Consider the following 23,202-nt stretch of genomic DNA (forward strand, 5'->3'; position numbering starts at 1 on the left):
ATATGGCAATTATCAGCTCGCTCGGCTATGTGCGGGTCGCGGTCAGCGATCCCGATGCCTGGCGCACCTTCGCCTTCGATGTGATCGGTTTCGCCGAGGGTACCGGGCCGGATCCGGACGCCATCTATCTGCGCATGGATGAGCACGTCGCACGATTGGTCCTGGTACCAGGCGAAACCGACAAGGTGCTCGCTATCGGCTGGGAGGTCCGCGACCATCGCGCACTCGCCGCGGCACGAGAAGCCGTGGCGAAGGCCGGAATCGAAGTCACCGCGCTCACCGTGGCCGAGGCGGATGCCCGCGGTGTGGAAGAGGCGATCACCTTTCACGATCCCGCGGGCACCACCGTCGAAATCTTCCATGGACCCGTCCTGGACCACAGTCCGGTCGTCGGCAAGTACGGAAACCGTTTCGTCACTCCGGGACTCGGCCTCGGCCACGCGGTGCTGCCGGTGCCCGATCTCGACGGCGCCTTCCACTTCTATACCGACGTCCTCGGGTTCCTGCCGCGCGGCGCGTTCCGGCTGCCCGCACCGCCCGAATACGGTCCGGTGCGCATCCGCTTCCTCGGTGTGAATCAGCGCCACCACAGCTTGGCGCTGATCCCCTCCGGCGGTAAGGAGGGGTCGGGGCTGGTGCACGTCATGGTCGAGGTCGACAGTCTCGACGATGTCGGCCGTGCGCTCGACCGGGTGAACAAGGCCGGATATCACTTGTCCTCGACGTTGGGCCGCCATACCAACGACAAAATGATCTCCTTCTATGTCCGTACTCCGGGCGGCTGGGATCTCGAATTCGGCACCGAGGGCATGCTGGTGGACGAGAACACCTACACCGCGGAGGAAATGACCGCCGATAGCTATTGGGGTCACGACTGGGATCGGGGCTGACAAGATCACGGGCGGCGACCGGCGGCCTGATACCCCTTGACTATCGTCGATAGCGACGGAAGGGGTTTTCCGATGGCACTGCGCACCGAGTTCACCGGCCTGTTCGACATCGAACATCCCATAGTGCTCGCACCGATGGGTGGCGTCGCGGGCGGCGCGCTGGCCGCGGCGGTCTCCGAGGCTGGTGGACTCGGCCTGATCGGTGGCGGCGGCGGTGACGAGCGGTTACTCGATCAGGAATGTGCGTTGCTCGCTGCCCGCACCGAAAAGCCCTGGGGCATCGGCCTGTTGAGCTGGGCCATCGATCTCGATACTGTGCGCAGGACGGTGGCGCGCCGACCGCACGCGATCCTGCTGTCCTTCGGCGACCCCTCCCCGTTTGCCGCCGTGGTCCGGGATTCCGGGATTCCGCTGCTGGTCCAGGTCACCACCACGGACGAGGCGGCCCGTGCCCTGGAGGCCGGAGCCGATGTGCTCATCGCACAGGGTGCGGAGGCGGGCGGGCACGGCGGCGGGCGGGCGACGCTGCCCTTCGTGCCCGCGGTCGTCGATCTGGCGGCGGGTACGCCAGTGCTCGCCGCGGGTGGCATAGCCGATGGACGCGGCCTCGCCGCCGCACTCGTACTCGGTGCGGCGGGCGCGTTGATCGGTACTCGCTTCGAAGCGACACACGAATCGTTGCTCTCGGCCGAGGGGGCCAAGGCCATCATCGACGCACGCGGCGGCGATACCGAACGCAACCGCATCATCGATATCGCCCGCGAATCACCGTGGCCCGCCGAGTACACCGCCCGCACCCTGCGCAACCGATTCCTCGACGAATGGGCCGGACGGGAAACCGAACTCGCGGCCGATCCCCTTGCCCGGCAACGTTATCGGGCTGCTGCCGAGCAAGGTGATCTCGACTGTGCGCCGATTTGGGCGGGCGAGAACGTCGATCTCATCGGCAGCCTCGAATCCGCCGCGGACCTGGTGCGGCGCATCAGCGCCGACGCCGAACAGGTCTTGCGGCGAGCCGCGGCGCGATGCGACTAGTCGGCGTGTTCCTCGGTCAGGGCACGGAGCAGTTCACGGGTGTAGCGCTCGGCGAGTAGCGGCAGGAAGTTGTCGATGGTGGCGTGATCCGCGAGGTAGTCGTAAGCGGAGTACAGCCACCGTTCGATCGCTTCGTCGCGGGTGCTGTCGAATTCGCGCTCCAGACGGCGCGCGGCGGCCTTCAGCGCGCACCGCTGGTCGAGGGATGGTTCGTGAATAGGCGGGTGCGTAACAGGACCTTCGGTCATTGCGGACTCCTGGTCGGGAACTTTCAGCGCAAAGGATGCGGTCGAAACCGTGTCCACTCGATCGAGTACCCGATGGGTCGACGGCGACACCCCGGATACGTCATGGACGCACCCACAATTTCGCACTACCCTTTCGACATATGCCAATAGCCTCACGGAGGTGACCGGAATGAGCGAGCGAACAATAAACACAGCCGAGCACTCGCTCGTGCCGGAGCCGAGCGCCAGCGAGGCGTAGGCATGAGCGCGAACCTGATCTGGGTGCCCGATGCCTGCACATTGCCGACGGCGGAGCAGCCACTGCGCGTGGCCGAATTCACCGATCTCTTTGCGGCCGCGCTGCGTAGGGTCGAACGCATCGCGCCTACCCGTCTACGGCTGGAACTGGCGGCAACGCACGAAGGCACGGCCCGCGACCTCGCCGCCCGCGAGAGCTCCTGCTGCGGATTCTTCGACTTCGATTTCGCCACGGCGGGCCCGGATGCCATCGCGATGGACATCGACGTGCCAGCGAGCCGGGTCGACGTACTCGATGCGTTGGCGAACCACGCGACGGCCGCCCGAAGAAAGTAGAACAGGTTCTTGTCTGAGGCCCCGGCAAATGCCAAGCTGAACGGATGGATCTTGCCGCCATCGAAGCCGTCCGCCAGCTCAAGTACCGCTACTTCCGGACCCTCGATCTCAAACAATGGGACGACTTCGGGGATACCCTCGCCGTCGACGTCGCCGGTCGCTACGGCACCCACGCCCTCGGTGAACCGCTGACCCTGGACGGTCGCGACGCCGTCACCGCATTCATGCGCGAGAACCTCGGCCCTTCCGTGGTCACCACCCATATCGCGAACCATCCGGAGATCACCGTGGACGGCGAAACGGCGACGGGCTCATGGGCTTTCGAAGACACCGTGATCGCCACCGAATACGGCGTCCTCATCCGCGGCGCGGGCTACTACTCCGACACCTACCGACTCGATCCGGACGGCCACTGGCGCATCACCTCGACCAGTTACCAGCGCATCTACGAATCGATGCAGGCCCTCGCCGACACCCCCAGCTACCAACTGCTGACGAACATGTGGGCGACACAGAAGTAGGACAGCGCGCCGGATTTGAGGCCACTATCTTCCCGGTGGCACTCGACCGGAGCCACAGTGGCGGCGGAGGGTGGGAACATGTCCTCCCTTGCGCCCGCTGAATTCACGACCGAGACCGCCTACCTGAACACCGCTTCGCACGGGTTGCCCGCCGCGCGAACATTGGCGGCACTGCAGGAGTTCAACGCGCTCTGGGCGGCGGGCCGTGCCGCACCGACGACGCGGGATCATCTGGTACCCGAATTGCGGGCCGGATTCGCGCGACTGCTGGCGGGCGCTTCGGCCGACGATATCGCGCTGGGCGCCACCGTCGCCGGGTTGATGGCGCCGGTGGTCGCCGCGCTGCCGCCGGGGGCGGAGGTACTGCTCGCGGAAGGCGAATTCTCCTCCGTCTCCATGCCTTTCGTACACCGCGGCGACCTGAATGTCCGGTTCGTGCCGTTGGAGCGCATCGCCGACGAGGTCCGGCCCGAGACCGCGTTGGTCGCGGTCAGCGTCGTCCAGTCGAAGGACGGTCGAACCGTCGATCTGCCGACACTGCGCGCGGCAACTCTGGCGCACAACGCTCGACTGCTCGCCGATGCCACCCAGGCCGCCGGTTGGGTGCCGCTGCGTTTCGTCGATGCCGATTACTGGGTGTGCGCGACCTTCAAGTGGCTGATCGGTGCCCGCAGCGTGGCCTTCTTCGCCGCGCCGCCGGAAGCGGCCGCACAGCTGCGCCCGATCAGCCCCGGCTGGTATGCGGCGGCCGATCGCTGGGCCGAGCTGTACGAACCGATCGCGCTGCCGACCACCGCCCGGCGTTTCGATTCGACACCGGACTGGCTCGGCGTCATCGCCGCACTGTCCGCACTGACCTTGATCGAAGAGCTGACCGTCGACAAGATCGGCGCGCACAACCGCGAACTCGCCACCCGATTCCGAAACGGGTTGGTGGAGTTGGGGTTCCAGTCGGTGCCAGCGGATTCGGCGATCGTCGCCGTGTCGGGCGCGGGCGATGCGGCACCCCGTTTGGAGGAGGCAGGCGTGCTCACCTCCGCCCGGGGCGGCGGCCTTCGATTCTCGTTCCACCTCTACAACAGCGCCGCCGACGTGGACCGAGCGCTCGCAGCCCTTGCCCAGTAGCGACGGCACCCTGTCGAGTTTCGCCCCCTCCCGGGGCGACTGTGCGGAGGTAAGGCGACGCGATTCCCGGGTAGCTACGCCGGGCGAGTAGCGGGTGCGGTGATGAGTGGAAGGTCGAGGGCCGTCAGGATGCCCGGGGGTGCCTGCACCACGGCCGGGACGGCGTTGACGATGCGCATGGCAGTCGCCAGCAGGGTGGCGTGGTTGTGGTCGCCATTGCGGCTCGAGGTGACCAGATCCATGGCGTAACTCGGCTCGCCGGTGATCTCGACGCGATAGGAGCCCTCGCGGTGAGCGGGCTGCGGCCAATCGGGGCACAGATCGGGACGCAGGCGCGTGACGTGCTCCAGAACCGTCACGGGCTCGTCTCCGACCATCCCGCGAACCTCGAAACGCAGTGCCGCGGCCGTACCTTCGGCGATATGGCCGGTGGCGATATCGAAGGATTCGGGAGCGGGGATGCGCTCGTAGGTCTGGGTAACCGCGTCGAGGGTGACACCGATGCCCGCCGCCAGCTGGCGCACGGTGCCGCCCCACGCGAGCGATAACACCCCGGGCTGCAACAACATCGGGATCTCGTCCAGCGGTTTGCCGAACCCCATGATGTCGAACATGACCTCGCGATTGTCGTAACTGGCGTAATCGACGATCTCCAGACACCGCAGTTGGTCGATGCGCAGGCAGGTGCCCGCGAGCGCGAGCGGCAGCAGATCATTGGCGAACCCGGGATCGATGCCGTTCACCCACAGCGACGAATTGCCCTGTGCCGCAGCCTCTTGGATCGGCTTCAGTAATTCGTCGGGGAGCACGCCGTACGGATACTGGAAGAACACCGGCGCGCACGCCACCACATTGATGCCCGCGCTGAGCAATCTGCGCAGATCCTCGACGGCCTCCAGCAGCCGATTGTCGGTCATCGAGCAGTAGACGACACAGTCGGGTTTCGCGGCCAGGATCGCCTCGGTATCCGTCGTCGCGGTCACACCGACCGGATCATCGAGTCCGGCAATGGTTCCCGCATCGAGCCCGTCCTTCTTCGGACCCGACACCCATACCCCGACCAGCTCGAGATCCGGATTCGCGATCACACCCGCCAGCGCATGCGCACCGACATTCCCGGTGCCCCATTGGACTACGCGGTAGCTCATGACACATCCGGAAGCGGGAGGTCGAGATTCGGTGCGATCAGGCCGCCGTCGGGTTCGAGCACCTTGCCCGTGACGTACTTTCCGGCGGGCGACACCAGATACAGTGCGGCGGCGGCGATATCCTCGGGCTCGCCGATGCGGTGCAGCGGCGTCTTGGCCTCCAGCTCGGTGCGCATCGCATCATTGCCCGCCACGATCTCCAGCGCCGAGGTCAGAATCGACCCGGGCGCAATGGCATTCACCCGGATACGCGGATTCAGGTCCATTGCCGCCAACCGGGTGTAATGCGCCAGCGCCGCTTTCGCCGTTCCATAGGAGACGAAGGCGCGGCCGGGCAGGCGGCCCATGGTCGAGGTGATATTGAGAATCGAACCGCCACCAGCGGTTTCGAGGATCTTCGGCACCGCCGAACGGACCAGCGCATGCGCATTGGTGACGTTGAAGTTGAAGGCCTCGACCAGCGCATCCGGTGTCGTATCGAGCAGCGGGCACGGCAGCGCACCGCCGACATTGTTGACAACGATATCCAGCCGCCCGAAGCGTTCGACGGCCGCGGCGGCCAGCCCGGCGGTCGCCTCGATATCGCTGAGATCCGCGGGCACCACGTGGGCCTGACGCCCCGCCGCCGCTACCCGCTCGGCGACCTCGTCCAGCTGACTCTTGGTGCGGGACGCGATGACGACATCCGCGCCCGCCTCCGCGAAGGCCACCGCGATCGCCGCGCCGAGGCCGCGCCCCGCGCCGGTGACGACGGCGACCTGGCCGTCGATTCGGAATCTGTCCAGGATCATGAGAGCTCCCACTGTCGAATATTCGACGCTATACTGTCGTAATATTCGTCATCGTAGAGCTGTCCCACCGAGCCGCACAAGAGGTTGCACATGTCCGACCGGTCCCCGTCCCCGCCGACCCGCCGTGTCATCGACATCGTGTCGCTGCTCGCCGCGACGCCGGAGCCGATCAGCGTCGCGGGCATCGCGGACCGGCTCGATATCGCCCGCGCGACCGCGACGGCGATTCTGGCCGAACTGGAATCGGCGGGCTGGGTGCGCCGCGACGCGAGCCGCGGATACGGTCTCGGTCCGACGCTGGCGAATCCGCACGGTCCCGCACTGCCGCACACACTCGGCGATATCCTCGCCGAACTCACCGTGCGGACCGGCTACGGCGCGACGCTGAGTCGTATCGAGCCCGATCACCTCACCGTGCTCGATGTGCGCCACGGACCCGAGCGCGTCGTCCCCGGCATACCCGTCGGCCATCGCATCCCGATGCAATTTCCGGCGGGGGCGAGCGTGATGCCGTGGCGTTCGGCGGCCGAGCAGAACACCTGGCTGGCCACCGCACCCGACTCGGATCGACGCGTCGCGAGCGGGCTGCTCGCGCTCGTGCGTGATCGCGGCGTTGCCCTGTTCCGCCCACGTACCGACGATGCGGGCACGGTCGAACTCCTCGCCGACCTACTCAGCGCGATGGGGACCGAACTCGTGCAGCCGCACCTGCGCACCCGCGCCCTACGTCGCCTCGCGTTTCTCACCTCGCGGCCGTTCACCAAGGCAGAACTCGACTCCGATGCCGAACTCCCGCTGAGTTACCTCGCCGCACCGGTTTTCGATGCGAAAGGTACTGCCGCGTATGAAGTCCAATCGGGGCCGCTGCGGGCATCGACCACCAAGTCCGAACGCGACGAATTCATCGGCGCCACAGTCGATATCGCTCGGGCATTGACCGAAGCGTTGGCCTCCTGAGCTATTTCGTCAAGGCGTGCGCCGCACCGCGGTGCAGCGGCACCGGTGCGGTAATCGTCGCGGTATCGCGGCTGATCCCCTTCGCGGCCGAATTGGCCTGTTCCAGTTGGGTTTTGCGGTCGAACAGCGTCTTGGTGAGTATGCACGCCAGGTTCGCGTCCAGATCGTCGCGCACCAGCAACAGGTTCGGCACGACGATGGTCTTCACATCGGCGGACAGCCCGTAGACGGTGCCCGGAATGGTGCCTTCCTCGTAGACGGGGTTGACCGCGTGCATACTCCCGGTGAGTTCGGAGATGTCGAGGAAGCGCACCTTGCCCTTGTCGGAGGTCAGCAGATCGGTGATACCGGGTGTCGGCAGGCCGCCGGAGAAGAACATGGCGTCGATGGAACCGTCCTTCATACCGTCCACCGTTTTGGTGAGATCCAGGCGCTGGGCCTCGATATCGTTGTCCGGGTTCAACCCCGCCGCCTGCAGTATCCGCTGGGCGATCACCTCGGTGCCGGACTTCGGCGAGCCGGTGGAGACCCGCTTACCGCGCAGATCGGCGACCGATTCGATATCGGCGCCTGCGCGCACGATCACCTGGGTGTAGTTCGGATAGAGCCGCGAAAGCGCCTGCACCGGTTGCTTTTTGCCGTCGAAACCGGCATTGCCGAGCACCGCGTCGGCGGCGGTATCGGCGAGAGAGAACGCGACCTGATAGGTGCCTGCCACCAATTGCTGGATATTCTGCACCGACGCACCGGTTTCGGCCGCGGTCGCTTTCACCTTGCCGCCGGTGGCCTGCGAAATCTGGTCGGCGTAGGCATTGCCGAGCGCGAAGTACACGCCGGTCGAATTGCCCGTCGCGATGCCGACGCGGGTCTCGCTTTTCACTTCGCAGGTAACCTCGCCGCCGGTATCGGACTGCGGTGTGTCGCGGCGGCCCCCGCATCCGGTCAACAATCCGGCCGATACCACGGCGACAGCGAATCCTATGGCAACTCTTCTCAAGTCGTCCTCCTTCGTGAGAGCAGAGTGACCCCGACGGCCGCGGTCAGCGCGGCCAGACCGACGACGAGCGCGCCGGGTTCCAGGTACAGCAGCGCCAGTCCGGCCACGGCGGCGAGCAGCCGGGACGGGATACCGGCCGGTCCGATGCCGAGGATCCAGCCGCCCGTCGCGGCGGCCAGTGCCGCAACGCCGACACCGGCCACGATCGTGGTCCACAGCACACCGAGCACCGGCCCGTGCCCGAGCAGATATTCGCCGGGTCCGCTGAGCACGAACACGATCGGCACCAGGAAGGCGGGCAGCGCGTACTTCAATGCCTGCCACATCGTCGGCACCGCACGCGCACCGGTGATGGCCGCCGCGCCCACGGCGGCCAGTGCGGTCGGTGGCGTCACCTCGGACAGCACCGAGTAGTAGAAGACGAACATTGCCGAGGCTGGCGGGGATACGTCGAGCGCGAGCAGCGCGGGACCGATGATCGCCCAGCCGATAATGAACGATGCGGTCACCGGAACCGCGAGCCCGAGCAGCGCGAGTGCGATCGCGGCGAGCACCACGGTGCACGCCAACACGACGGTGTGGTTGTCCGACAACGCCTTTCCCGCACTCACCAGCAGCGATGCCAGCTGCGCGCCGAGTCCCGTCTTGGTGGCGATCGCGGTGATCACCCCCGCCGACGTGCACACCGCGACCACCGGCAGCGCCGAACGCACACCGCTGCCGAGCATCTGGAAGATCCGTCGAGGTGAGCGGGCCTGAGCGCGGATGCGCGCATCGAGGAAGGCGAGCCCGAACGCCAGTGCGGTGGCGTACACCACGGCGCGCGCGGCGCTCACGCCGATCAGCAGCAGCACCGCGATCGCGATCAAAGACAGGAAGTGGTAGCCGAATCGGGCCAGCAGTCGCCACACCGAGGTGGTGCTGATCTCGACCGACTCCGCGCCGAGCCGTCGCGCATCGATCTCGACCGCGAGCAGAATTCCCAAGTAGTACAGCAGCGTCGGGATCATCGCCCACCCGAGCACCGTCACATAGGAGACGTCGAGATATTCGGCGACGATGAACGCGGCCACACCCAGCGTCGGCGGTGACAGGATCGCGCCGACACCCGCGGCCGCGAGCACACCCGCCGCCTGTTCCGGCGGATATCCGGCGCGACGCAGGATCGGCCAGGTGACCGCACCGACGGTGACCGCGGTCGCGGTGCCTGATCCGGAGACGGTGCCGAGCAGGAATCCGGATGCGACGGTGGTGCGTCCGGCCGCGCCGCGCGAGCGGCGGAAGGCCGCGACCGACAGATCGACGAAGAACTGTGCCGCGCCGGAGAATTCGAGTACGGCGCCGTAGAGGGTGAACAGCACGATATAGCTGGCCGCGACATCCAGTGGCGTGCCGTAGAACCCGCTGCCGGAGTTGTAGAGCGCATCGATGATCTGCCCGAAGTCGAGTCCGGCGTGCGCGATGGTCCAGTGCTGCGGCAGGTATCCGCCGTAGTAGCCGTAGGCGATGAACACCAGGCACACCGCGGGCAATACCCAGCCCGTGGTGCGCCGACAAGCCTCCAGCACCAATACCAACAGCACCGTGCCCATGGCGATATCGACCGGATCGAACAAACCCTGCCGATCCAGGAATGCGTTGTACCCGCCCCCACCGGACCCGACCGCCATGGGCAGCACCGGATACAGGCACACCACCAGCGCGACCACCGCCGACAACCAGTCGAGTGGCCCAGGACCGTCCCGCCGATCGAACCATCGCAGCCCGGACCGATAGGCCAGGAACACCACCGGCAACGTCCCGGCCAGGAAGACCACCAGGTAGTACTGACTCCCCTGCGCCAACGGCCGGAAGACCTGCCACAGCACCAGCAACGCGACCGCGAACGCGGCCGTCGCCACCACCCACTCGGCCCATCCGCGCAATATCCGCGCGGGCTTCTCCTCGTCGTCGACCTCGACCTTGTCCGGTACTGCCCGCTCCGGATCAACCCCGGGCCGCACGACCTGGCGGTCGGCGGGAGGCTCGGCTTCGAGATGAGCGTCCCGCGTATCCGACATTGCGCGACACTATCAACGCGCGACCGTCCGTATGCGGCTAAGAGCGTATCTGAGAACTCGGGATCGGATTCGCGTGACACCGCCACTCACCGGAGTCGCCCGTTATTGTCGGTGGCTCGTGTCACACTCACCGGTGATGAGCCGCCACACCTCCTTCCGGTATTGCCTCGACCCCACCGTCGAGCAGCAAGCCGTGCTCGCACGCCACGCCGGAGCCGCCCGGTTCGCATTCAACAAATCCCTGGACTTCGTCAAAACCGCTCTCACCCAAAGGAAAACCGATCCCGACCATTCGGTCCCGTGGACCGGATACACGCGGGAACCGACGTTCGCACCTTCGTGGCGTGAACCGACGACGCCCGAGAAGGGCGGTGCCTGCAACACCCGTAAGGGTTTTCAGACACGCTGTAACAAATATGTCGCCGCGAAAAGTGGAAAAGCGGTCGGTTTGTCGCCCTAAGCCGACCTGGTCGCCCGCCCACCCAGCGGCAGCTTGTGCGCGATCACCCGCCGAAACGAGATGCGCCAACCGGTTGCCACACGCACGACCGTATCGTCGTATTCGACGCTGCCGCTGGTCCCATCGGCATAGATCCCGATCGCCTTGGACCGCACCCGAACGGCGCCGTCCACCTCGGCGACGACCACATTCGTTATGTGATGCCCGACCGGATTCCCATTGCCGAGCGCGACCGCGGCCTCCCGCAGGGCCGGAATCCCGTGTAGCTCACCGGCACCGAAATCACTGAGGTCGTAGGTGATTTCCGCGGTGAACAGCTCGTCCATCCGGTCGAGCTCACCCGCGTCCATCAGATGACCGTGCAGCGCGATCAGGTCAGCGATCTCGAACCGATCCTGCGCCGACAATGTCATGAAGCCTCCTGCCGCCCCACTCTCCTGCCGAAGATGAGGCCTGGTCCGGTTATCCGCGACAGTAGCGGACGAGCGACGGCTCACGCCGCTGCTTTATCCGGGGTCCGTGCCGATGGGCGGCGCTTCATGATCGAGCGCAGGAAGTCGACCCATGGCGATGGGCGGGCCGGGGTGACGGGTGGGTGGCCGAGGGAGACCGCGGTTCGGTCGAGCAGCGCCTCGATCATGGCGTCGTGGATCCAGCGGATGGCCAGGGGCCACAGCAGGTGGCCGATGCCGCGCAGGCGGCAGTCGATCTCGTGGCGCAGGATGCTGCTGTCCGGCCACGGGCCGTCCAGCACGTCGAGGCTGTGTGTGCCGACCAGGAAGGATCCGGGTGCGACGGTGAACTCCACGCGGCGGCCCGGCACCCACTCGGTACACCGATACCGGATGACACCGTGTCCGCCGTCGGCCCCGACACCGAGTGGCCGGTCGAGGACCAGCGCGGGCCAGCCGAGCGGCCATACCGGACTGTCCGGCTCGGCGGCCCTGGCGAGCAATGCGCCGAGCTGGTCCGCGGGTACCGGGTACTCCCGCTGGTGGATATTTCGAACCATGACCCAACCCTCCATTCGGTCCCGTATGGAACACTCTCCATACGGTAGCGTATGGAAGGCTGGGCGCGAAGTTATCCGAACCACACCGACCGGTTATCCGGCGGAGGCGGGCTCGTACAGGACTATCGCCCACGGGGATTCGCGGGACGGGCGGACGGAGGTGCGTCGTTCGTGCGGTCCGGTGACCGGATCGTCGGCCGGAAATCCGGCGGCGCGCAAGCGCGCGAGGGCCGCGTCCAAGTCGCCGACCTTGACCGCGAGGGAGGGGATGTCGCGTTCATCGGCACCGGCGAGCATGACCCGGGTCGGTCCGATATCGAACTGCGCCCACCGATCACCGTCGACGAACGTTGCGGTGGTGCCGAGCACCGCGGAGAGCAGATCTATTGCGGCGGTGAGGTTGTCGGCGGGGAAGACGGTGCCGAGACGTTCGATGGTCATGACTTCTCCAGTGCTCGGCGAACGGCCGAAAAGGCTTGGTCGGTGGCGTATTCGGCATCCGGCAGGTTGTCGGCCATGCTGAAGAAGCCGTGGAATTGGCCGTCGTAGCGAATCGTGACTGCCTCGACCTCCGCATCCCGCAGCCGGCGACCGTATGCCTCGCCCTCATCGCGAAGTGGGTCGAATTCGGCGGTGATGATGTAGGCGGGCGGGAGTCCGGACAGATCGGCCGCGCGCGGAGGTGCGGCGTACGGGTTGTCGGCATCGGCGGCCGAAGCGAGGTATTGCTCCCAATACCAGCGCAAATGGTCATCGGTGACGAAGTAGCCGTAGGCATTCTCCCGATAGGAGACGGCGTCACGGGCCGGATCGAGCATCGGGTAGACCAGCAATTGATGGGCGATGGCCGGGCCACTGCGATCCCGGGCCAGCAGCGCCGTGACGGCGGCCAGATTACCGCCGGCGCTGTCACCGGCCACCCCGATCCGGGCTGAATCGCCACCGAAGGAATTCGCCTGTGCCGCAATCCATTTCAAGACCGCGTACGCATCCTCGGCGGCTGCGGGGAACCGATGTTCGGGGGCCTGCCGGTAGTCGACCGACACCACGATCGCACCGACAGCATTGCTCATCGCACGGCACAGCTGATCGTGACTGTCCAGGTCGCAGATCACGAAACCGCCACCGTGGCAGAACATCATGACCGGCAGGTCGGCATCGCACTCGACGGGCCAGTACATGCGAACCCGAACCTCAGGTGCCCCGACAGGTCCGGGCACCGAACGCTGCTCGACCCGCCCGACCGGAATCGGATCGACCCGGACCGCCGGACGCGCGGCGAGTATCCGGCGCGCCACGGCGGCATCGAGCACTTCGGTGCCCAGCGCGGGAAACGCCGCCGACGCGGCATCGACGATCACCTGAGCTTCGGGCTTCAGCGGCATGCTCAGGCCTCGCCCACGGCTCCGACCGGCGGCAGCGCGTCCGGCGGAATGAACTGTCCCGCTGACAATCCGCCGTCGACGGCCAATTCCGCACCGGTGATGAACGCGGCGGCATCGGAGGCGAGGAATGCCACCAAATCCGCTACCTCCGAAGGCAATCCGACACGACCGAGCGGCAGCGAGGGAAAGCTGCCGGGACCGGTGCTCAGCCCGAGGTGCCCGATCATCGGTGTCGCGATCGGCCCCGGATGCACCGAGTTGACCCGGATTCCGAGCGGACCCAACTCGAGCGCGGCCGTCTTCGTCAATCCGCGCAGCGCCCATTTGGACGCACCGTAAGCGGAATGTCCCATCAGCCCCTGCAATCCGGCCTGCGACGAGATATTCACGATCGAACCGCCCGCCGCGCGCATCGGATCCACGACGGCCTGGATGCCGAGGAACGACCCGATCAGATTGATGCGCAGAATGCGTTCGAGTTCCGCGGCGGAGGTATCGACGAGCGGTTTGGCGGTGTAGATCGCCGCATTGTTCACCAGCACATCGATGCTACCGAATTCGGTGACCGCGGTGTCGACGGCGGCAGCCCATTCGGTGGCGCTGCTGACGTCGTGGCGGACGAAACGGGCTGAGTCACCGATGGATTCGGCGACCGCCCTGCCCTCGGATTCGAGTACGTCGGTGAGGACGACGCGTGCGCCCGCGGCGGCGAACAGGCGAGCTTCCTGCTCGCCCTGGCCACGAGCGGCGCCGGTGATGAGGGCGACTTTGCCAGTGAGATCGGTCATCTCAAGCTCCCAGGAATTCGGTTGTCTCGGCACGCTCAGCTGCCCGGCTCTGCCCGATGTTTCCGGCTCGCTGCGCTCCCCGGAAGTGCGGAATAACCTTCTCGCCCCAATGCCGAATGGTCTCCAGGCATGCCTCCTGCGGCACCGTCCCCATCTGGATCAGGCACAGGATCTCGTCGGCACCGGCCGCCTGCAGCCGCTCGACGTACGCGATGGCGTCCTCCGGGCTGCCGTACGCGTGCTCGGCATTGAAAACCGAAGTGGCCCCGGTCTTCACCGGAATCTTCGCCTCGTGCAGATACGCCACATGCTCATCGGCGGCCTCGCGAATCTTGGCCACCTCGTCCACAGTCGGATCGACGGCCTCGTCCGGCACCGGACCCGCGCCGTACCAGTGCTTGATGGACTGCGCGAAGAACCGCTGTCCACGCGCGCCGATCTGCTGCGCCTTCTCCCGGTCGTCGAGCACGATCGTCGGGCACAGTGCCGCGAAGTGATCGTTGACCACCGTGGAGACGAACTTCTCCCCCGTCCGCTCGGCAATGGCCGCGTCATAGGTGCGGCGCAGTTCGGCGATCTCCTCCACACCCGCGAAACCCAGTACCAGCGCGCCGATTCCGTAGTCGGCGGCCAGCTTCAGCGTGTCCTTCTTGGTGCACGCCATGAACAGCGGCGGATGCGGCAGCTGCACCGGACGCGGGAGCATCGGATGCGGATCGATATCGAGCAGCTCACCGTGCCATTCGAATTCGCCCTCCGGATCCTGCCAGGCCTTGCCGATAATGCGCAGCGACTCCTCGACCTCCTGATAGGTGCGGTCGGGATCGACACCGCACATGGAGGTCTCCTGCGGGGTCGCGCCGCGGCCCGCGCCGAGGTTCACCCGCCCGTTGGAGAGCACATCGAGCATGGCCGCGCGTTCGGCGGCGCGCACCGGGTGATTGAAGTTGAACGGCATGCACACCACGCCGTGGCCGATGCGGATCCGTTCGGTGCGCGCGGCCACCCAGGTCAGGAAGATCTCCGGGGCGCTCATATGCGCGTACCACTTCAAGCCGTGATGTTCGACCGCCCAGACGGTGTCGAACCCCATCTCCTCGGCCAGTACCGCCTGCTCGACGCAGTCGCGCAATACCTGCTTTTCGTGATCGGCCGACGGGTCGGTCATCTGTGCCTCGAAGATCATCGAGAACTTCATGCATTGCCTCCATTTCCCAATATGCCTAGTAGAAATATTTCCGATGCTCTTGTTGAGGTCAGGTGCATGTCTCGGTGGATGGGACTATTCCGGCTCGCGCCGCCCGCGCACCCATAGCGTCGATATCGCATACGGCGTTCGAACCGACGCCGGAGAAAGGACGGACCTGACGTGGGTCGACTCGATGACAAGGTCGCGCTGATCACCGGCGCAGCGCGCGGGATGGGCGCCGAACATGTCCGCCGCTTCGTTGCCGAGGGTGCGCGGGTGGTGTTCGGCGATGTGCTCGATGAGCAGGGCGAACAGTTGGCCGCCGAAACCGGCGCACGCTATCTGCACCACGATGTAACCAGCGAGGCCGACTGGGCGGCCGCGGTGCGGACCGCGGTGGACGAGTTCGGCAAGCTCGATGTGCTCGTCAACAATGCCGGCCTGCTGCGGTTCCAGCGCATCGCCGAGATGAGCCTGGCCGATTTCACCACGATCATGACGGTGAACGTCACCGGGACCTGGCTGGGCATCAAATCCGCCGCGCCCGCCATGACCGGCGGCGGCGCGATCGTCAATATCTCCTCGGTCGAGGGATTCGTCGGCGCGGCGGGCCTATCGGCGTACAGCGCAAGCAAATTCGCCATTCGCGGATTGACCAAATCGGCCGCGCGCGAACTCGGCGCCAGCGGAATCCGGGTCAACTCCATCCATCCCGGCGGTATCGCGACGCCGATGACGGCGGCGGCGGGCTCCGGCGTCGACGGCGATACCTTCTTCGCCGGATTGCCGATTCCGCGCTGGGGACAGCCCGGCGAGGTCTCCGAGGCGGCCGTCTTCCTGGCCTCGGACGCCGCGAGCTATTGCACCGGAACCGAGGTCGTCATCGACGGCGGCATGCTCACCGGCGCCGGTTACTAGGGAAAGGGAGCCAGATGTCCGAGGAACACACCTACGACGTCGTGGTCGTCGGCTCGGGTGCGGCGGGTATGACCGCCGCGCTCACCGCCGCCTATCGCGGGCTTTCGGTGGTGCTGATCGAGAAGAGCGGCAGCTTCGGCGGTTCCACCGCCCGCTCCGGCGGCGGCGTATGGATTCCGAACAATCCGGTGCTGGTGCGAGAGGGCGTGCCCGACAGCCCGGATCTGGCTCGGGTCTATTTGAAATCCGTTGTCGGCGACCGCGTTCCGCAGGCCAAGCAGGATGCCTTCCTGGACAACGGCCCGCGCATGATGACCTATCTCGGCGCACGCACCGACCACCTCCAATTCGTCTATGACCGCGGCTATTCCGACTACCATCCGGAACTGCCCGGTGGCCTCGCGCAGGGCCGCAGCATCGAACCGGCGATTATCGACGGCCGACTGCTCGGCAAGGATCTGGAGCTGATCAACCGGCCGACCATGTCCGGCCCGAAGGGAATCGCGTTCACCGTCAGCGACTTCCACGATCTGAATATGATCGCACGGACCTGGAAGGGGAAGCGCACCGCGATCAAGGTCGGCGCCAAGGCGGTGCTGAACCGGATCCGTGGACGACAGCCGCTGAGCCTGGGTAAGGCGCTGGTGGCCCGGTTGTGGCTGGCGCTGCGCGACGCGGGTGTGCCGGTCTGGCTGAATACTCCGATCACCGAACTGATCACCGCCGACGAAGCGGTGGTCGGGGTGCGCGCCGAGCGCGATGGTGCACCGATCGTCATCCGTGCGCGGCGGGGCGTGGTGCTCGCCGCCGGTGGTTTCGAGCACAACCTGGAAATGCGCAAACAGTTCTTCACCGGGCCGGTCAGCACCGACTGGACCGTCGGCGCGACCGAGAATGTCGGTGACGGGATCCGGGCGGGTGAAAGGCTCGGCGCGGCTTTGGATCTGATGGACGATGCTTGGTGGGGACCGTCGGTGCGGAATCCGGACGGGCCGCCGTTCTTCTGTCTGGCCGAGCGCTCCCAGCCCGGCGCGATCATGGTCAATGACGCGGGCCAGCGGTTCACCAATGAATCGGCCAGCTATGTGGATGTGGTGCACACCATGTACGAGCGGCATGCGACCGGTGTGGGCCATGTGCCTGCGCACTTCATCATGGACCAGCGCTTCCGCGATCGATACCTGTTCCTCGGCACCTTCCCGAAACAGGCCATCCCGCAGAAGTATTTCGATGCCGGAATCATCAAGAAGGCGGACACGCTCGCCGAGCTCGCCACCAAGATCGGTGTTCCGGCCGACTCCTTGATCGCAACGGTGCAGCGGTTCAACGGTTTCGCGCGCGCCGGACGCGACGAGGACTTCCATCGCGGTGAATCCGCCTACGACCGCTACTACGGCGACCCCACCGTGCAACCGAACCCCTGCCTGGCACCTATCGATCAGGGCCCCTTCTACGCGGTCGAGATGGTGCCCGGCGATCTGGGCACCAAGGGCGGCCTGGTCACCGACGAGCACTCCCGGGTGCTGCGTGAAGACGGCGCGCCTATCGCCGGACTGTATGCGGCGGGCAACAATTCGGCCGCCGTCATGGGCAACAGCTACGCGGGTGCGGGCGCGACCATCGGACCCGCCATGGTTTTCGGCTATATCGCGGCCGAGCACATCGCCGATTCAGGAGCGTGACGTGGACAGAGTGAGTGGCAAGACGGTCATCGTGACCGGAGGCGCGCGGGGCATGGGTGCGGCATTCGCCCGTCGACTGGTCGGCGAGGGCGCCTCGGTGGTCGTGGCGGATGTGCTCGTCGAGGAGGGTAAGGCGGTGGCCGCCGAACTCGGCGACCATGCGGTGTTCTGTCCCCTCGATGTCACCGACGAATCCGCCTGGACCGCAGTGGTCGCCGAGGCGGAGCGCACCTTCGGACCGGTCTCCGGGCTGGTCAATAACGCGGGCATCGTGCACGTCGACCCGATCGAGCGGCTCGCCGAGGCGGACTACCGGCGGGTGATCGATGTGAACCAGGTCGGGGTGTTCCTCGGCATGAAAGCCGTTGTGCCGTCGATGCGCCGGGCGGGCGATGGCTCGATCGTCAATATCTCCTCGATCGGCGGCATCATCGCATTCAGCAATATCCTCGGCTACGTCGCCTCCAAATGGGCGGTGCGCGGGATGACCAAGGCCGCCGCCCAGGAGTTCGGCGCGGACGGCATCCGGGTCAACTCGGTGCATCCCGGCGTCGTGGCCACCGAGATGACCTCCGATTCCGATCGCTCGCACTCGATGGTGCACGACCAGCCGCTCCCCCGTGCCGCAGCACCCAGTGAGCTGGCCGATCTCGTGCTGTTCCTCATTTCCGATGAGGCGAGTTTCTGCACGGGCTCCGAATTCGTCGCCGACGGCGGCTACACCACCAAATGACCAAGGACAGCTGCTGTGAAGAACTTTGAGGACAAGGTCGTCGTCATCACCGGCGCGGGCGCGGGCATCGGCCGCGCGCTCGCGCTCGAGCTCGCGGACCACGGCGCGAAGCTGGCGTTGTCCGGGCGAAATCTGGCCAATGTCACCGAAACCGCCGCATTGTGCGAGCAGGCCGGAGCCAAGGCGCGGGCATACGAGCTGGACGTCACCGACCGTGCCGCCGTCTACGCACATGCCGATGAGGTCCGGTCCGACTTCGGCCCGGCCAATGTCGTGGTCAACAATGCGGGCGTCTCGCTCACCGCCAATATCGAAGAGCTGACCTGGGAAGACTTCGAGTGGATCGTCGATATCAACTTCTGGGGCGTCATGTACGGCACGAAAGCCTTTCTGCCGCAGGTGATCGCCTCCGGTGACGGTCATATCGCCAATGTCTCCAGCATGTTCGGCCTTGCCGCCTGCCCGAGCCAAGCCGCCTACAACGCAACCAAATTCGGCATCCGCGGCTTCACCGACGCACTGCGCCAGGAGATGAAGATCGCGGGCCATCCGGTCGGGGTCAGCAGCGTCCATCCCGGCATGATCAAGACCGAAATCGCGTGGAAGGCTCGTGCGGGTGGTGACCGCGACCGTGACGCACTGGCCGCCAACTTCGACAGGCTGGCCAAGACGACACCCGAATCCGCGGCGAAGACCATCCTGCGCGGGATCCGAAAGGATAAGGCGAAGATCCTCATCGGGACCGATGCCCGCGTAATCGATTTGCTGCCAAGGATCTTCGGCTCCGGATACCAGCGGATCATTACCGCCCAGATGCGAAACGAGGTATAGACCGGTCGGCACGTTGTCGACGGTGAACCGGGCTTGACGGACCGGTTCACCGATTTTTTCGGAAATGGTTGCTCTAAAACTGCTGTGCTGTCAGGATATTCCCCACGCGACGACTCCGGACTCGGAGAAAGTCACCGTTCCACCGCGAATCGAGTTGTGTTTCAACCACTTCAAGGGAACTCCTGGTGAAATACCGGCACCAACCGCGGCCCGCGCCGTTCGGGTACGCACCGCAGTTCAGGACCAGATCCACGCGGCAAACCTGCCCATCGTGGGTGCAGATCGCCCTAGCCCTCGGCAGCTTATTCGTACTGGCCGTCATCGTCGCCATGCTCTACGGCACGCCGAGTCCACTGGCCGAAACACCACGCGCTGTCACGGTTGCTACGACCGATTGCGCTGCCGCGCCCGGCTTTTACGCGCTATCTCGCTGATCGCACTCTGCATCATTTCCGCGTTCAACTCGCTCCGGCGGCGCGTAGTAATTTCGCGCCGAGGTCGGCCAGCATTTCCGCCATCTCCGATGGTTTTCTGACCTCGAATTCCAGGCCCGAGTGGGCGATTCGCACGGTGGTCCATTCCAGCGAGTCGGCGGAGGTGCGGAGCAGACAGGTTTTGTCGTCGATGGGCTCGATTTCCTCGGGGCGGACTCGGAAGGTCTCGATCAACTGCGTCGCCGAGGCGTGAACGAGGAAGACGACTCGGCGCAGCGGGCGGGAGTAGGCCACGGATCGGGTGACGAAGGCGGCCGCATGGAGGTACCGGCCCCATCGAGGCGCTCGGCGAGCTCGATGGGACAGCCGCCGTTCCGGTCGCCGATGCCGCCATCGCCCGGTTGCGCCGGATCGAGGAGGTGGGCCTCGGCTATCGGCACGGCGGCGAAATCGTCTTCACCGGAACACCTTCGGCCCGGCTCGACGATCAGCGTTCCATCACAGCCGATTATCTGCGGCGCAGCGTCGCATGACGTGCCGCGCCCCATCGACGCGACCGGCGCACCCACGAACCAGATTTCGATACGACAACCGCATCCAGAGCTTGCCGACACCGTCACCGGACAAGCGCGGCAGCACAACCGAGCGGCCGGTAGTCAGCAACAGCAGGTCGGCGATGCGGCCGCGCACCTCGTCTCCGGTACCCACCACCCAATCGGCGTCCGTGGCGATGAGCCGAAATCCCGTGAGCCGGTGCTTCGCCCAGAACGGCCAACCCATCGTCCACACCCGGGTTGCCGCCGTCGCCGCCGCTTCGATCGGGAGGTCGATCTGCCTGCCGGTCGGGATGGCGATGTCCTGACCGTGCACCATGATGTCGTAGAGGATATTGCGATAGTTGGTGACCACCGGCGATTTTCGCGATGCCGCATGCGCCCGGATCTCGGCGACGAGATCCTGACCAGCGTCGGCATAGCGAACGGACACATCGTGATTCAGCCGATGGAACCGCCCGCGCGCCCGCAGCCCCGCACGAACCATGTCCACCGGACCGGGCGGCTGCGGCGCCAAGGCGATATGCGCGGCCACATCCCGAATCCGCCAGCCCGCACACAGCGACGGCAGCTCCCACTCATGCGGCGCGAGGTCGTCGAGCACGTCGGCGACGGCGCGTCGCTGTTGCTCGATGACCCGCCACTGCGCATCCCGGTCCATATCGGCCTCCGATACAATTTAGTCAGCTTCCCTGACTACTATAGTCAGATAGACTGACCAACTCAAGGCTGTGCCTACAGACAGGGCCGTGCTGAAAGGACCTGCTGCTCAGGTCATTCGGGTGGTGCGGCCGTGTCGACCGGTCCGGTAGCGGCCCGGGGTCGTGCCGATGATGTCGGTGAAGGCGGTGATGAAGCTGCTGGGGTTCGCCCATCCGCAGGCGTGGGCGACGTGGGTCGTGTCGTGGCCGTCGGCGAGCAGGACGAGCGCGTGATAGATGCGTAGTTGGGTGCGCCATTGATAGAACGTCATGCCGAGTTCGTTGTGGAACAGTCGGCTGAGAGTGCGGGCGCTGGCTCCGATCGTCCGCCCTAGGTCGGCGAGTGAGCTGTTGTCCGCGGGCTGCTGGTACAGCACTTGGGCAATGGCTTGTAACCGATCGTCGTGTGGTTCCGGCAGTTGCAAGGGCTGCTCGTGTGCTTCGTGGAGTTCATCGACGAGGACTCGACGGAGCCGCGTGAGCGCGGCGCGGTCGCGCTCGCGTGGGCCCGTGAGGGTGAGCAGGATTTCGCGGGCGAGGTCGGAGACCGTGAACACGGCGGGATGGTCCGGTGCGAGCCGGGCCAGGGATGCCGGTAGGAACAGGATCCGCATATCGGTGTGGCTGTGCGCGCGGTGGTAGTGCGTGAATCCGGCTGGGGTCCATGCGACTCGATTGGCCGGAACGATCGAAGTGCCGCGTTCGGTGTGGACCGATAGGACGCCGTGGGCGGCATAGACGAGGTGTCCACGTGGATGGGAATGCACCGTGCTCGTTCCCCCCGACGGCCACAGATGTACGCCTCCGGATGGCCAGAGACGGGACGTCTGACCGATCCGGTCGAGTTGGCGGCCAACGGGCATAAGTTGGCATTCTATCGGTGGTCGGCCACGCAGCCTCCCGGCGACAGTGAACCCATGCGCGATGATTTTCACTCGGCGGGCACTACGACCTCACGCTGTCGAGGTGGTGTCAGTACGACAATGCGAGCGGCGGTCTGTGTCAGGGCCGGTGATCCGGAGGTACTGGAGATCCGTGAGCTGCCGGTACCAGCGGTTCGAGACGGCTGGAGCCTGGTGCGGGTGCGGGGCGCGGGCTTGAACCGGTCGGAACTGAGGACCCGTCAGGGGCATTCCCCGAACGTGACGTTCCCGCGTGTGCTCGGGATCGAATGTGTGGGGACCGTGGCCGCCTCGACCGATCCGACGTTGCCCGACGGGACGACCGTTGCGGCGGTAATGGGTGAGATGGGCCGGGAGTTCGACGGCGGCTACGCGGAGTACGTGTTGTTGCCGAACTCGCTGCTGATGCCGGTCACCACCACGCTGCCTTGGGACGTCCTGGCCGCGCTACCCGAGACGTACCTGACTGCGCAGGGTTCGCTGGATGCGTCGGGGGTTGTGCCGGGTGGCGCGGGGCGGTTGCTGATCCGTGGCGGGACCTCCTCGGTGGGAATGGCTGCCGCGTCGATCGCGTCCGGCTACGGCATCGAGACCGCGGCCACCACGCGGCGGCAAGGCAAGATCGGCGCACTGACCGCGGCCGGTGTCGACCACGTACTCCTCGACACCGGTGAATCACTGACGGCGAGCGTGCACGCGGTATGGCCCGAGGGCCCGGACTATGTGCTCGATCTCGTCGGAGCGAGCACCGCGGTGGACTCGCTGCATCTCGTCCGTCGAGGCGGGACGGTGTGTGTGGCGGGCTCGCTCAGTGGATGGCTGATCCCGGACTTCGAACCGATAGCCATGATCCCGTCCGGAACCAAGCTCACGGCTTTCCACAGCGACGACTTCAAGGGCAGCGCTGGCACGACCGTGTTACAGCGCGTCATCAACCAGGTCGAAGCGGGCGTCTATCGACCCAACATCGACCGTGTCTTCGGCCTGGACGACATCGTCGCGGCCCACCGCCACATGGAGAACAACCAAGCCACCGGAAAGCTTGTCGTGGTGCCTTAGCCACGGCCATCGCCGGGAAGCGTCGCCGTCGGCGCATCCTGCTGACCGGGACGTACGGTACGCCCGGGCCGAGCGGGGCGGCAGGCTGAAATCGGGCTGCCCGCGGGTGCACGCTGCGGGGTTGCGCCGATGCCAGGGCGTTCGGGCCGGCGGCCCGGTGATCTGCCCTTGTCATGCGCTGAGTGCGCGGTGGCTGTCGATGATCAAAG

At 66.1% G+C, this 23,202-nt stretch carries 27 protein-coding genes; 13 read left to right on the forward strand and 14 right to left on the reverse strand.

The genetic code is table 11. The features are described from left to right. Window positions 1-2: 2 nt before the first annotated feature. On the forward strand, window positions 3-890 hold the full coding sequence (locus tag ACQPZ2_RS26010) for a VOC family protein (protein ID WP_433520837.1): 888 nt from the start codon (window positions 3-5) through the stop codon (window positions 888-890). Between the two features lie 72 nt (window positions 891-962). Further along, window positions 963-1,925 carry an NAD(P)H-dependent flavin oxidoreductase gene (locus ACQPZ2_RS26015; RefSeq protein ID WP_433520838.1) on the forward strand — a complete coding sequence of 321 codons (963 nt, stop codon included), beginning with the start codon at window positions 963-965 and terminating at the stop codon, window positions 1,923-1,925. Here ACQPZ2_RS26015 and ACQPZ2_RS26020 read toward each other — a convergent pair. Further along, window positions 1,922-2,173, reverse strand: a complete 252-nt coding sequence (locus ACQPZ2_RS26020; protein WP_433520839.1) for a three-helix bundle dimerization domain-containing protein — start codon at window positions 2,171-2,173, stop codon at window positions 1,922-1,924. The two genes, ACQPZ2_RS26015 and ACQPZ2_RS26020, sit on opposite strands and share 4 nt — an antisense overlap. A 240-nt stretch (window positions 2,174-2,413) precedes the next feature. Here ACQPZ2_RS26020 and ACQPZ2_RS26025 point away from each other — a divergent pair, with 240 nt between their 5' ends. From ACQPZ2_RS26025 to ACQPZ2_RS26035, 3 genes are all read left to right on the forward strand, one after another. Continuing rightward, window positions 2,414-2,746: a hypothetical protein gene (locus tag ACQPZ2_RS26025; protein WP_433520840.1), complete on the forward strand. Its 333-nt coding sequence runs from the start codon at window positions 2,414-2,416 to the stop codon at window positions 2,744-2,746. A 44-nt stretch (window positions 2,747-2,790) separates the two neighbouring features. Next, window positions 2,791-3,267 carry a nuclear transport factor 2 family protein gene (locus tag ACQPZ2_RS26030; protein ID WP_364472488.1) on the forward strand — a complete coding sequence of 159 codons (477 nt, stop codon included), beginning with the start codon at window positions 2,791-2,793 and terminating at the stop codon, window positions 3,265-3,267. Window positions 3,268-3,345: 78 nt separating this feature from the next. After that, the gene (locus tag ACQPZ2_RS26035; protein WP_433520841.1) at window positions 3,346-4,392 is read left to right on the forward strand and encodes an aminotransferase class V-fold PLP-dependent enzyme; all 1,047 of its coding nucleotides are present in this window, start codon (window positions 3,346-3,348) and stop codon (window positions 4,390-4,392) included. 74 nt (window positions 4,393-4,466) lie between these two features. On the opposite strand, the gene ACQPZ2_RS26040 is transcribed toward ACQPZ2_RS26035, so the two are convergent. Together ACQPZ2_RS26040 and ACQPZ2_RS26045 are read right to left on the reverse strand one after the other, a co-directional pair. After that, window positions 4,467-5,540, reverse strand: a complete 1,074-nt coding sequence (locus ACQPZ2_RS26040; RefSeq protein WP_433520842.1) for an NAD(P)H-dependent amine dehydrogenase family protein — start codon at window positions 5,538-5,540, stop codon at window positions 4,467-4,469. Next, window positions 5,537-6,331: an SDR family oxidoreductase gene (locus ACQPZ2_RS26045; protein ID WP_433520843.1), complete on the reverse strand. Its 795-nt coding sequence runs from the start codon at window positions 6,329-6,331 to the stop codon at window positions 5,537-5,539. Before ACQPZ2_RS26045 ends, ACQPZ2_RS26040 begins: the two co-directional genes overlap by 4 nt. Window positions 6,332-6,421: 90 nt before the next feature. Here ACQPZ2_RS26045 and ACQPZ2_RS26050 point away from each other — a divergent pair, with 90 nt between their 5' ends. Continuing rightward, window positions 6,422-7,288 carry a helix-turn-helix domain-containing protein gene (locus tag ACQPZ2_RS26050; RefSeq protein WP_433520844.1) on the forward strand — a complete coding sequence of 289 codons (867 nt, stop codon included), beginning with the start codon at window positions 6,422-6,424 and terminating at the stop codon, window positions 7,286-7,288. Between the two features lies 1 nt (window position 7,289). On the opposite strand, the gene ACQPZ2_RS26055 is transcribed toward ACQPZ2_RS26050, so the two are convergent. Both ACQPZ2_RS26055 and ACQPZ2_RS26060 read right to left on the reverse strand, forming a co-directional pair. Further along, window positions 7,290-8,285 carry a TAXI family TRAP transporter solute-binding subunit gene (locus ACQPZ2_RS26055; protein WP_063037557.1) on the reverse strand — a complete coding sequence of 332 codons (996 nt, stop codon included), beginning with the start codon at window positions 8,283-8,285 and terminating at the stop codon, window positions 7,290-7,292. Further along, the gene (locus ACQPZ2_RS26060; RefSeq protein WP_433520845.1) at window positions 8,282-10,345 is read right to left on the reverse strand and encodes a TRAP transporter permease; all 2,064 of its coding nucleotides are present in this window, start codon (window positions 10,343-10,345) and stop codon (window positions 8,282-8,284) included. The genes ACQPZ2_RS26055 and ACQPZ2_RS26060 overlap by 4 nt, the downstream gene beginning before the upstream one ends. Before the next feature lie 136 nt (window positions 10,346-10,481). Between ACQPZ2_RS26060 and ACQPZ2_RS26065 the strand changes: the two genes are divergently transcribed. Then, entirely contained in the window at window positions 10,482-10,805 is a 324-nt protein-coding gene (locus ACQPZ2_RS26065; RefSeq protein ID WP_433520846.1) for a helix-turn-helix domain-containing protein, read from the forward strand. On the opposite strand, the gene ACQPZ2_RS26070 is transcribed toward ACQPZ2_RS26065, so the two are convergent. From ACQPZ2_RS26070 to ACQPZ2_RS26095, 6 genes are all read right to left on the reverse strand, one after another. Next, window positions 10,802-11,218, reverse strand: coding sequence for a nuclear transport factor 2 family protein (locus ACQPZ2_RS26070; protein WP_433520847.1), 417 nt, complete (start codon window positions 11,216-11,218; stop codon window positions 10,802-10,804). The genes ACQPZ2_RS26065 and ACQPZ2_RS26070 overlap by 4 nt on opposite strands. Before the next feature lie 80 nt (window positions 11,219-11,298). Beyond that, the gene (locus ACQPZ2_RS26075; protein WP_433520848.1) at window positions 11,299-11,817 is read right to left on the reverse strand and encodes a hypothetical protein; all 519 of its coding nucleotides are present in this window, start codon (window positions 11,815-11,817) and stop codon (window positions 11,299-11,301) included. A 93-nt stretch (window positions 11,818-11,910) separates the two neighbouring features. Beyond that, a complete protein-coding gene (locus ACQPZ2_RS26080; RefSeq protein WP_433520849.1) occupies window positions 11,911-12,258 on the reverse strand; it encodes a hypothetical protein in 348 nt (115 codons plus the stop codon). Further along, a complete protein-coding gene (locus ACQPZ2_RS26085; protein ID WP_433520850.1) occupies window positions 12,255-13,202 on the reverse strand; it encodes an alpha/beta hydrolase in 948 nt (315 codons plus the stop codon). The genes ACQPZ2_RS26080 and ACQPZ2_RS26085 overlap by 4 nt, the downstream gene beginning before the upstream one ends. Window positions 13,203-13,204: 2 nt before the next feature. After that, complete coding sequence (locus ACQPZ2_RS26090) at window positions 13,205-13,990, reverse strand: glucose 1-dehydrogenase (RefSeq protein ID WP_433520851.1); 786 nt, start codon at window positions 13,988-13,990, stop codon at window positions 13,205-13,207. A 1-nt stretch (window position 13,991) separates the two neighbouring features. Beyond that, window positions 13,992-15,188, reverse strand: a complete 1,197-nt coding sequence (locus tag ACQPZ2_RS26095) for an LLM class flavin-dependent oxidoreductase (protein WP_433520852.1) — start codon at window positions 15,186-15,188, stop codon at window positions 13,992-13,994. 171 nt (window positions 15,189-15,359) lie between these two features. On the opposite strand from ACQPZ2_RS26095, the gene ACQPZ2_RS26100 reads away from it, so the two are divergent. The 5 genes from ACQPZ2_RS26100 (at window position 15,360) to ACQPZ2_RS26120 (ending at window position 19,777) form a co-directional block, all read left to right on the forward strand. Further along, complete coding sequence (locus ACQPZ2_RS26100) at window positions 15,360-16,097, forward strand: glucose 1-dehydrogenase (RefSeq protein ID WP_433520853.1); 738 nt, start codon at window positions 15,360-15,362, stop codon at window positions 16,095-16,097. A gap of 14 nt (window positions 16,098-16,111) precedes the next feature. Then, the gene (gene kstD, locus ACQPZ2_RS26105; RefSeq protein ID WP_433520854.1) at window positions 16,112-17,779 is read left to right on the forward strand and encodes a 3-oxosteroid 1-dehydrogenase; all 1,668 of its coding nucleotides are present in this window, start codon (window positions 16,112-16,114) and stop codon (window positions 17,777-17,779) included. Between the two features lies 1 nt (window position 17,780). Continuing rightward, on the forward strand, window positions 17,781-18,512 hold the full coding sequence (locus ACQPZ2_RS26110; protein WP_433520855.1) for a glucose 1-dehydrogenase: 732 nt from the start codon (window positions 17,781-17,783) through the stop codon (window positions 18,510-18,512). A 15-nt stretch (window positions 18,513-18,527) separates the two neighbouring features. After that, window positions 18,528-19,343, forward strand: a complete 816-nt coding sequence (locus ACQPZ2_RS26115; protein ID WP_433520856.1) for an SDR family NAD(P)-dependent oxidoreductase — start codon at window positions 18,528-18,530, stop codon at window positions 19,341-19,343. 275 nt (window positions 19,344-19,618) lie between these two features. Next, the gene (locus tag ACQPZ2_RS26120; RefSeq protein ID WP_433520857.1) at window positions 19,619-19,777 is read left to right on the forward strand and encodes a hypothetical protein; all 159 of its coding nucleotides are present in this window, start codon (window positions 19,619-19,621) and stop codon (window positions 19,775-19,777) included. Window positions 19,778-19,801: 24 nt separating this feature from the next. On the opposite strand, the gene ACQPZ2_RS26125 is transcribed toward ACQPZ2_RS26120, so the two are convergent. The 3 genes from ACQPZ2_RS26125 to ACQPZ2_RS26135 all read right to left on the reverse strand — a co-directional run bounded on the left by ACQPZ2_RS26125 (window position 19,802) and on the right by ACQPZ2_RS26135 (window position 21,799). Then, the gene (locus ACQPZ2_RS26125) at window positions 19,802-20,143 is read right to left on the reverse strand and encodes a WYL domain-containing protein (protein ID WP_433527528.1); all 342 of its coding nucleotides are present in this window, start codon (window positions 20,141-20,143) and stop codon (window positions 19,802-19,804) included. Window positions 20,144-20,275: 132 nt separating this feature from the next. Continuing rightward, window positions 20,276-20,992 (reverse strand): maleylpyruvate isomerase family mycothiol-dependent enzyme, encoded by a 717-nt coding sequence (locus ACQPZ2_RS26130; protein ID WP_433520858.1) that lies wholly within the window; start codon window positions 20,990-20,992, stop codon window positions 20,276-20,278. A gap of 108 nt (window positions 20,993-21,100) precedes the next feature. Further along, the gene (locus ACQPZ2_RS26135; RefSeq protein WP_433520859.1) at window positions 21,101-21,799 is read right to left on the reverse strand and encodes an AraC family transcriptional regulator; all 699 of its coding nucleotides are present in this window, start codon (window positions 21,797-21,799) and stop codon (window positions 21,101-21,103) included. 216 nt (window positions 21,800-22,015) lie between these two features. Between ACQPZ2_RS26135 and ACQPZ2_RS26140 the strand changes: the two genes are divergently transcribed. Then, on the forward strand, window positions 22,016-22,993 hold the full coding sequence (locus tag ACQPZ2_RS26140; protein WP_433520860.1) for a zinc-binding dehydrogenase: 978 nt from the start codon (window positions 22,016-22,018) through the stop codon (window positions 22,991-22,993). Window positions 22,994-23,202 lie beyond the last annotated feature (209 nt).

It is taken from the genome of Nocardia pseudovaccinii (genome assembly GCF_050942345.1).
In the GTDB taxonomy this organism is placed as follows: Bacteria; Actinomycetota; Actinomycetes; order Mycobacteriales; family Mycobacteriaceae; genus Nocardia; species Nocardia pseudovaccinii.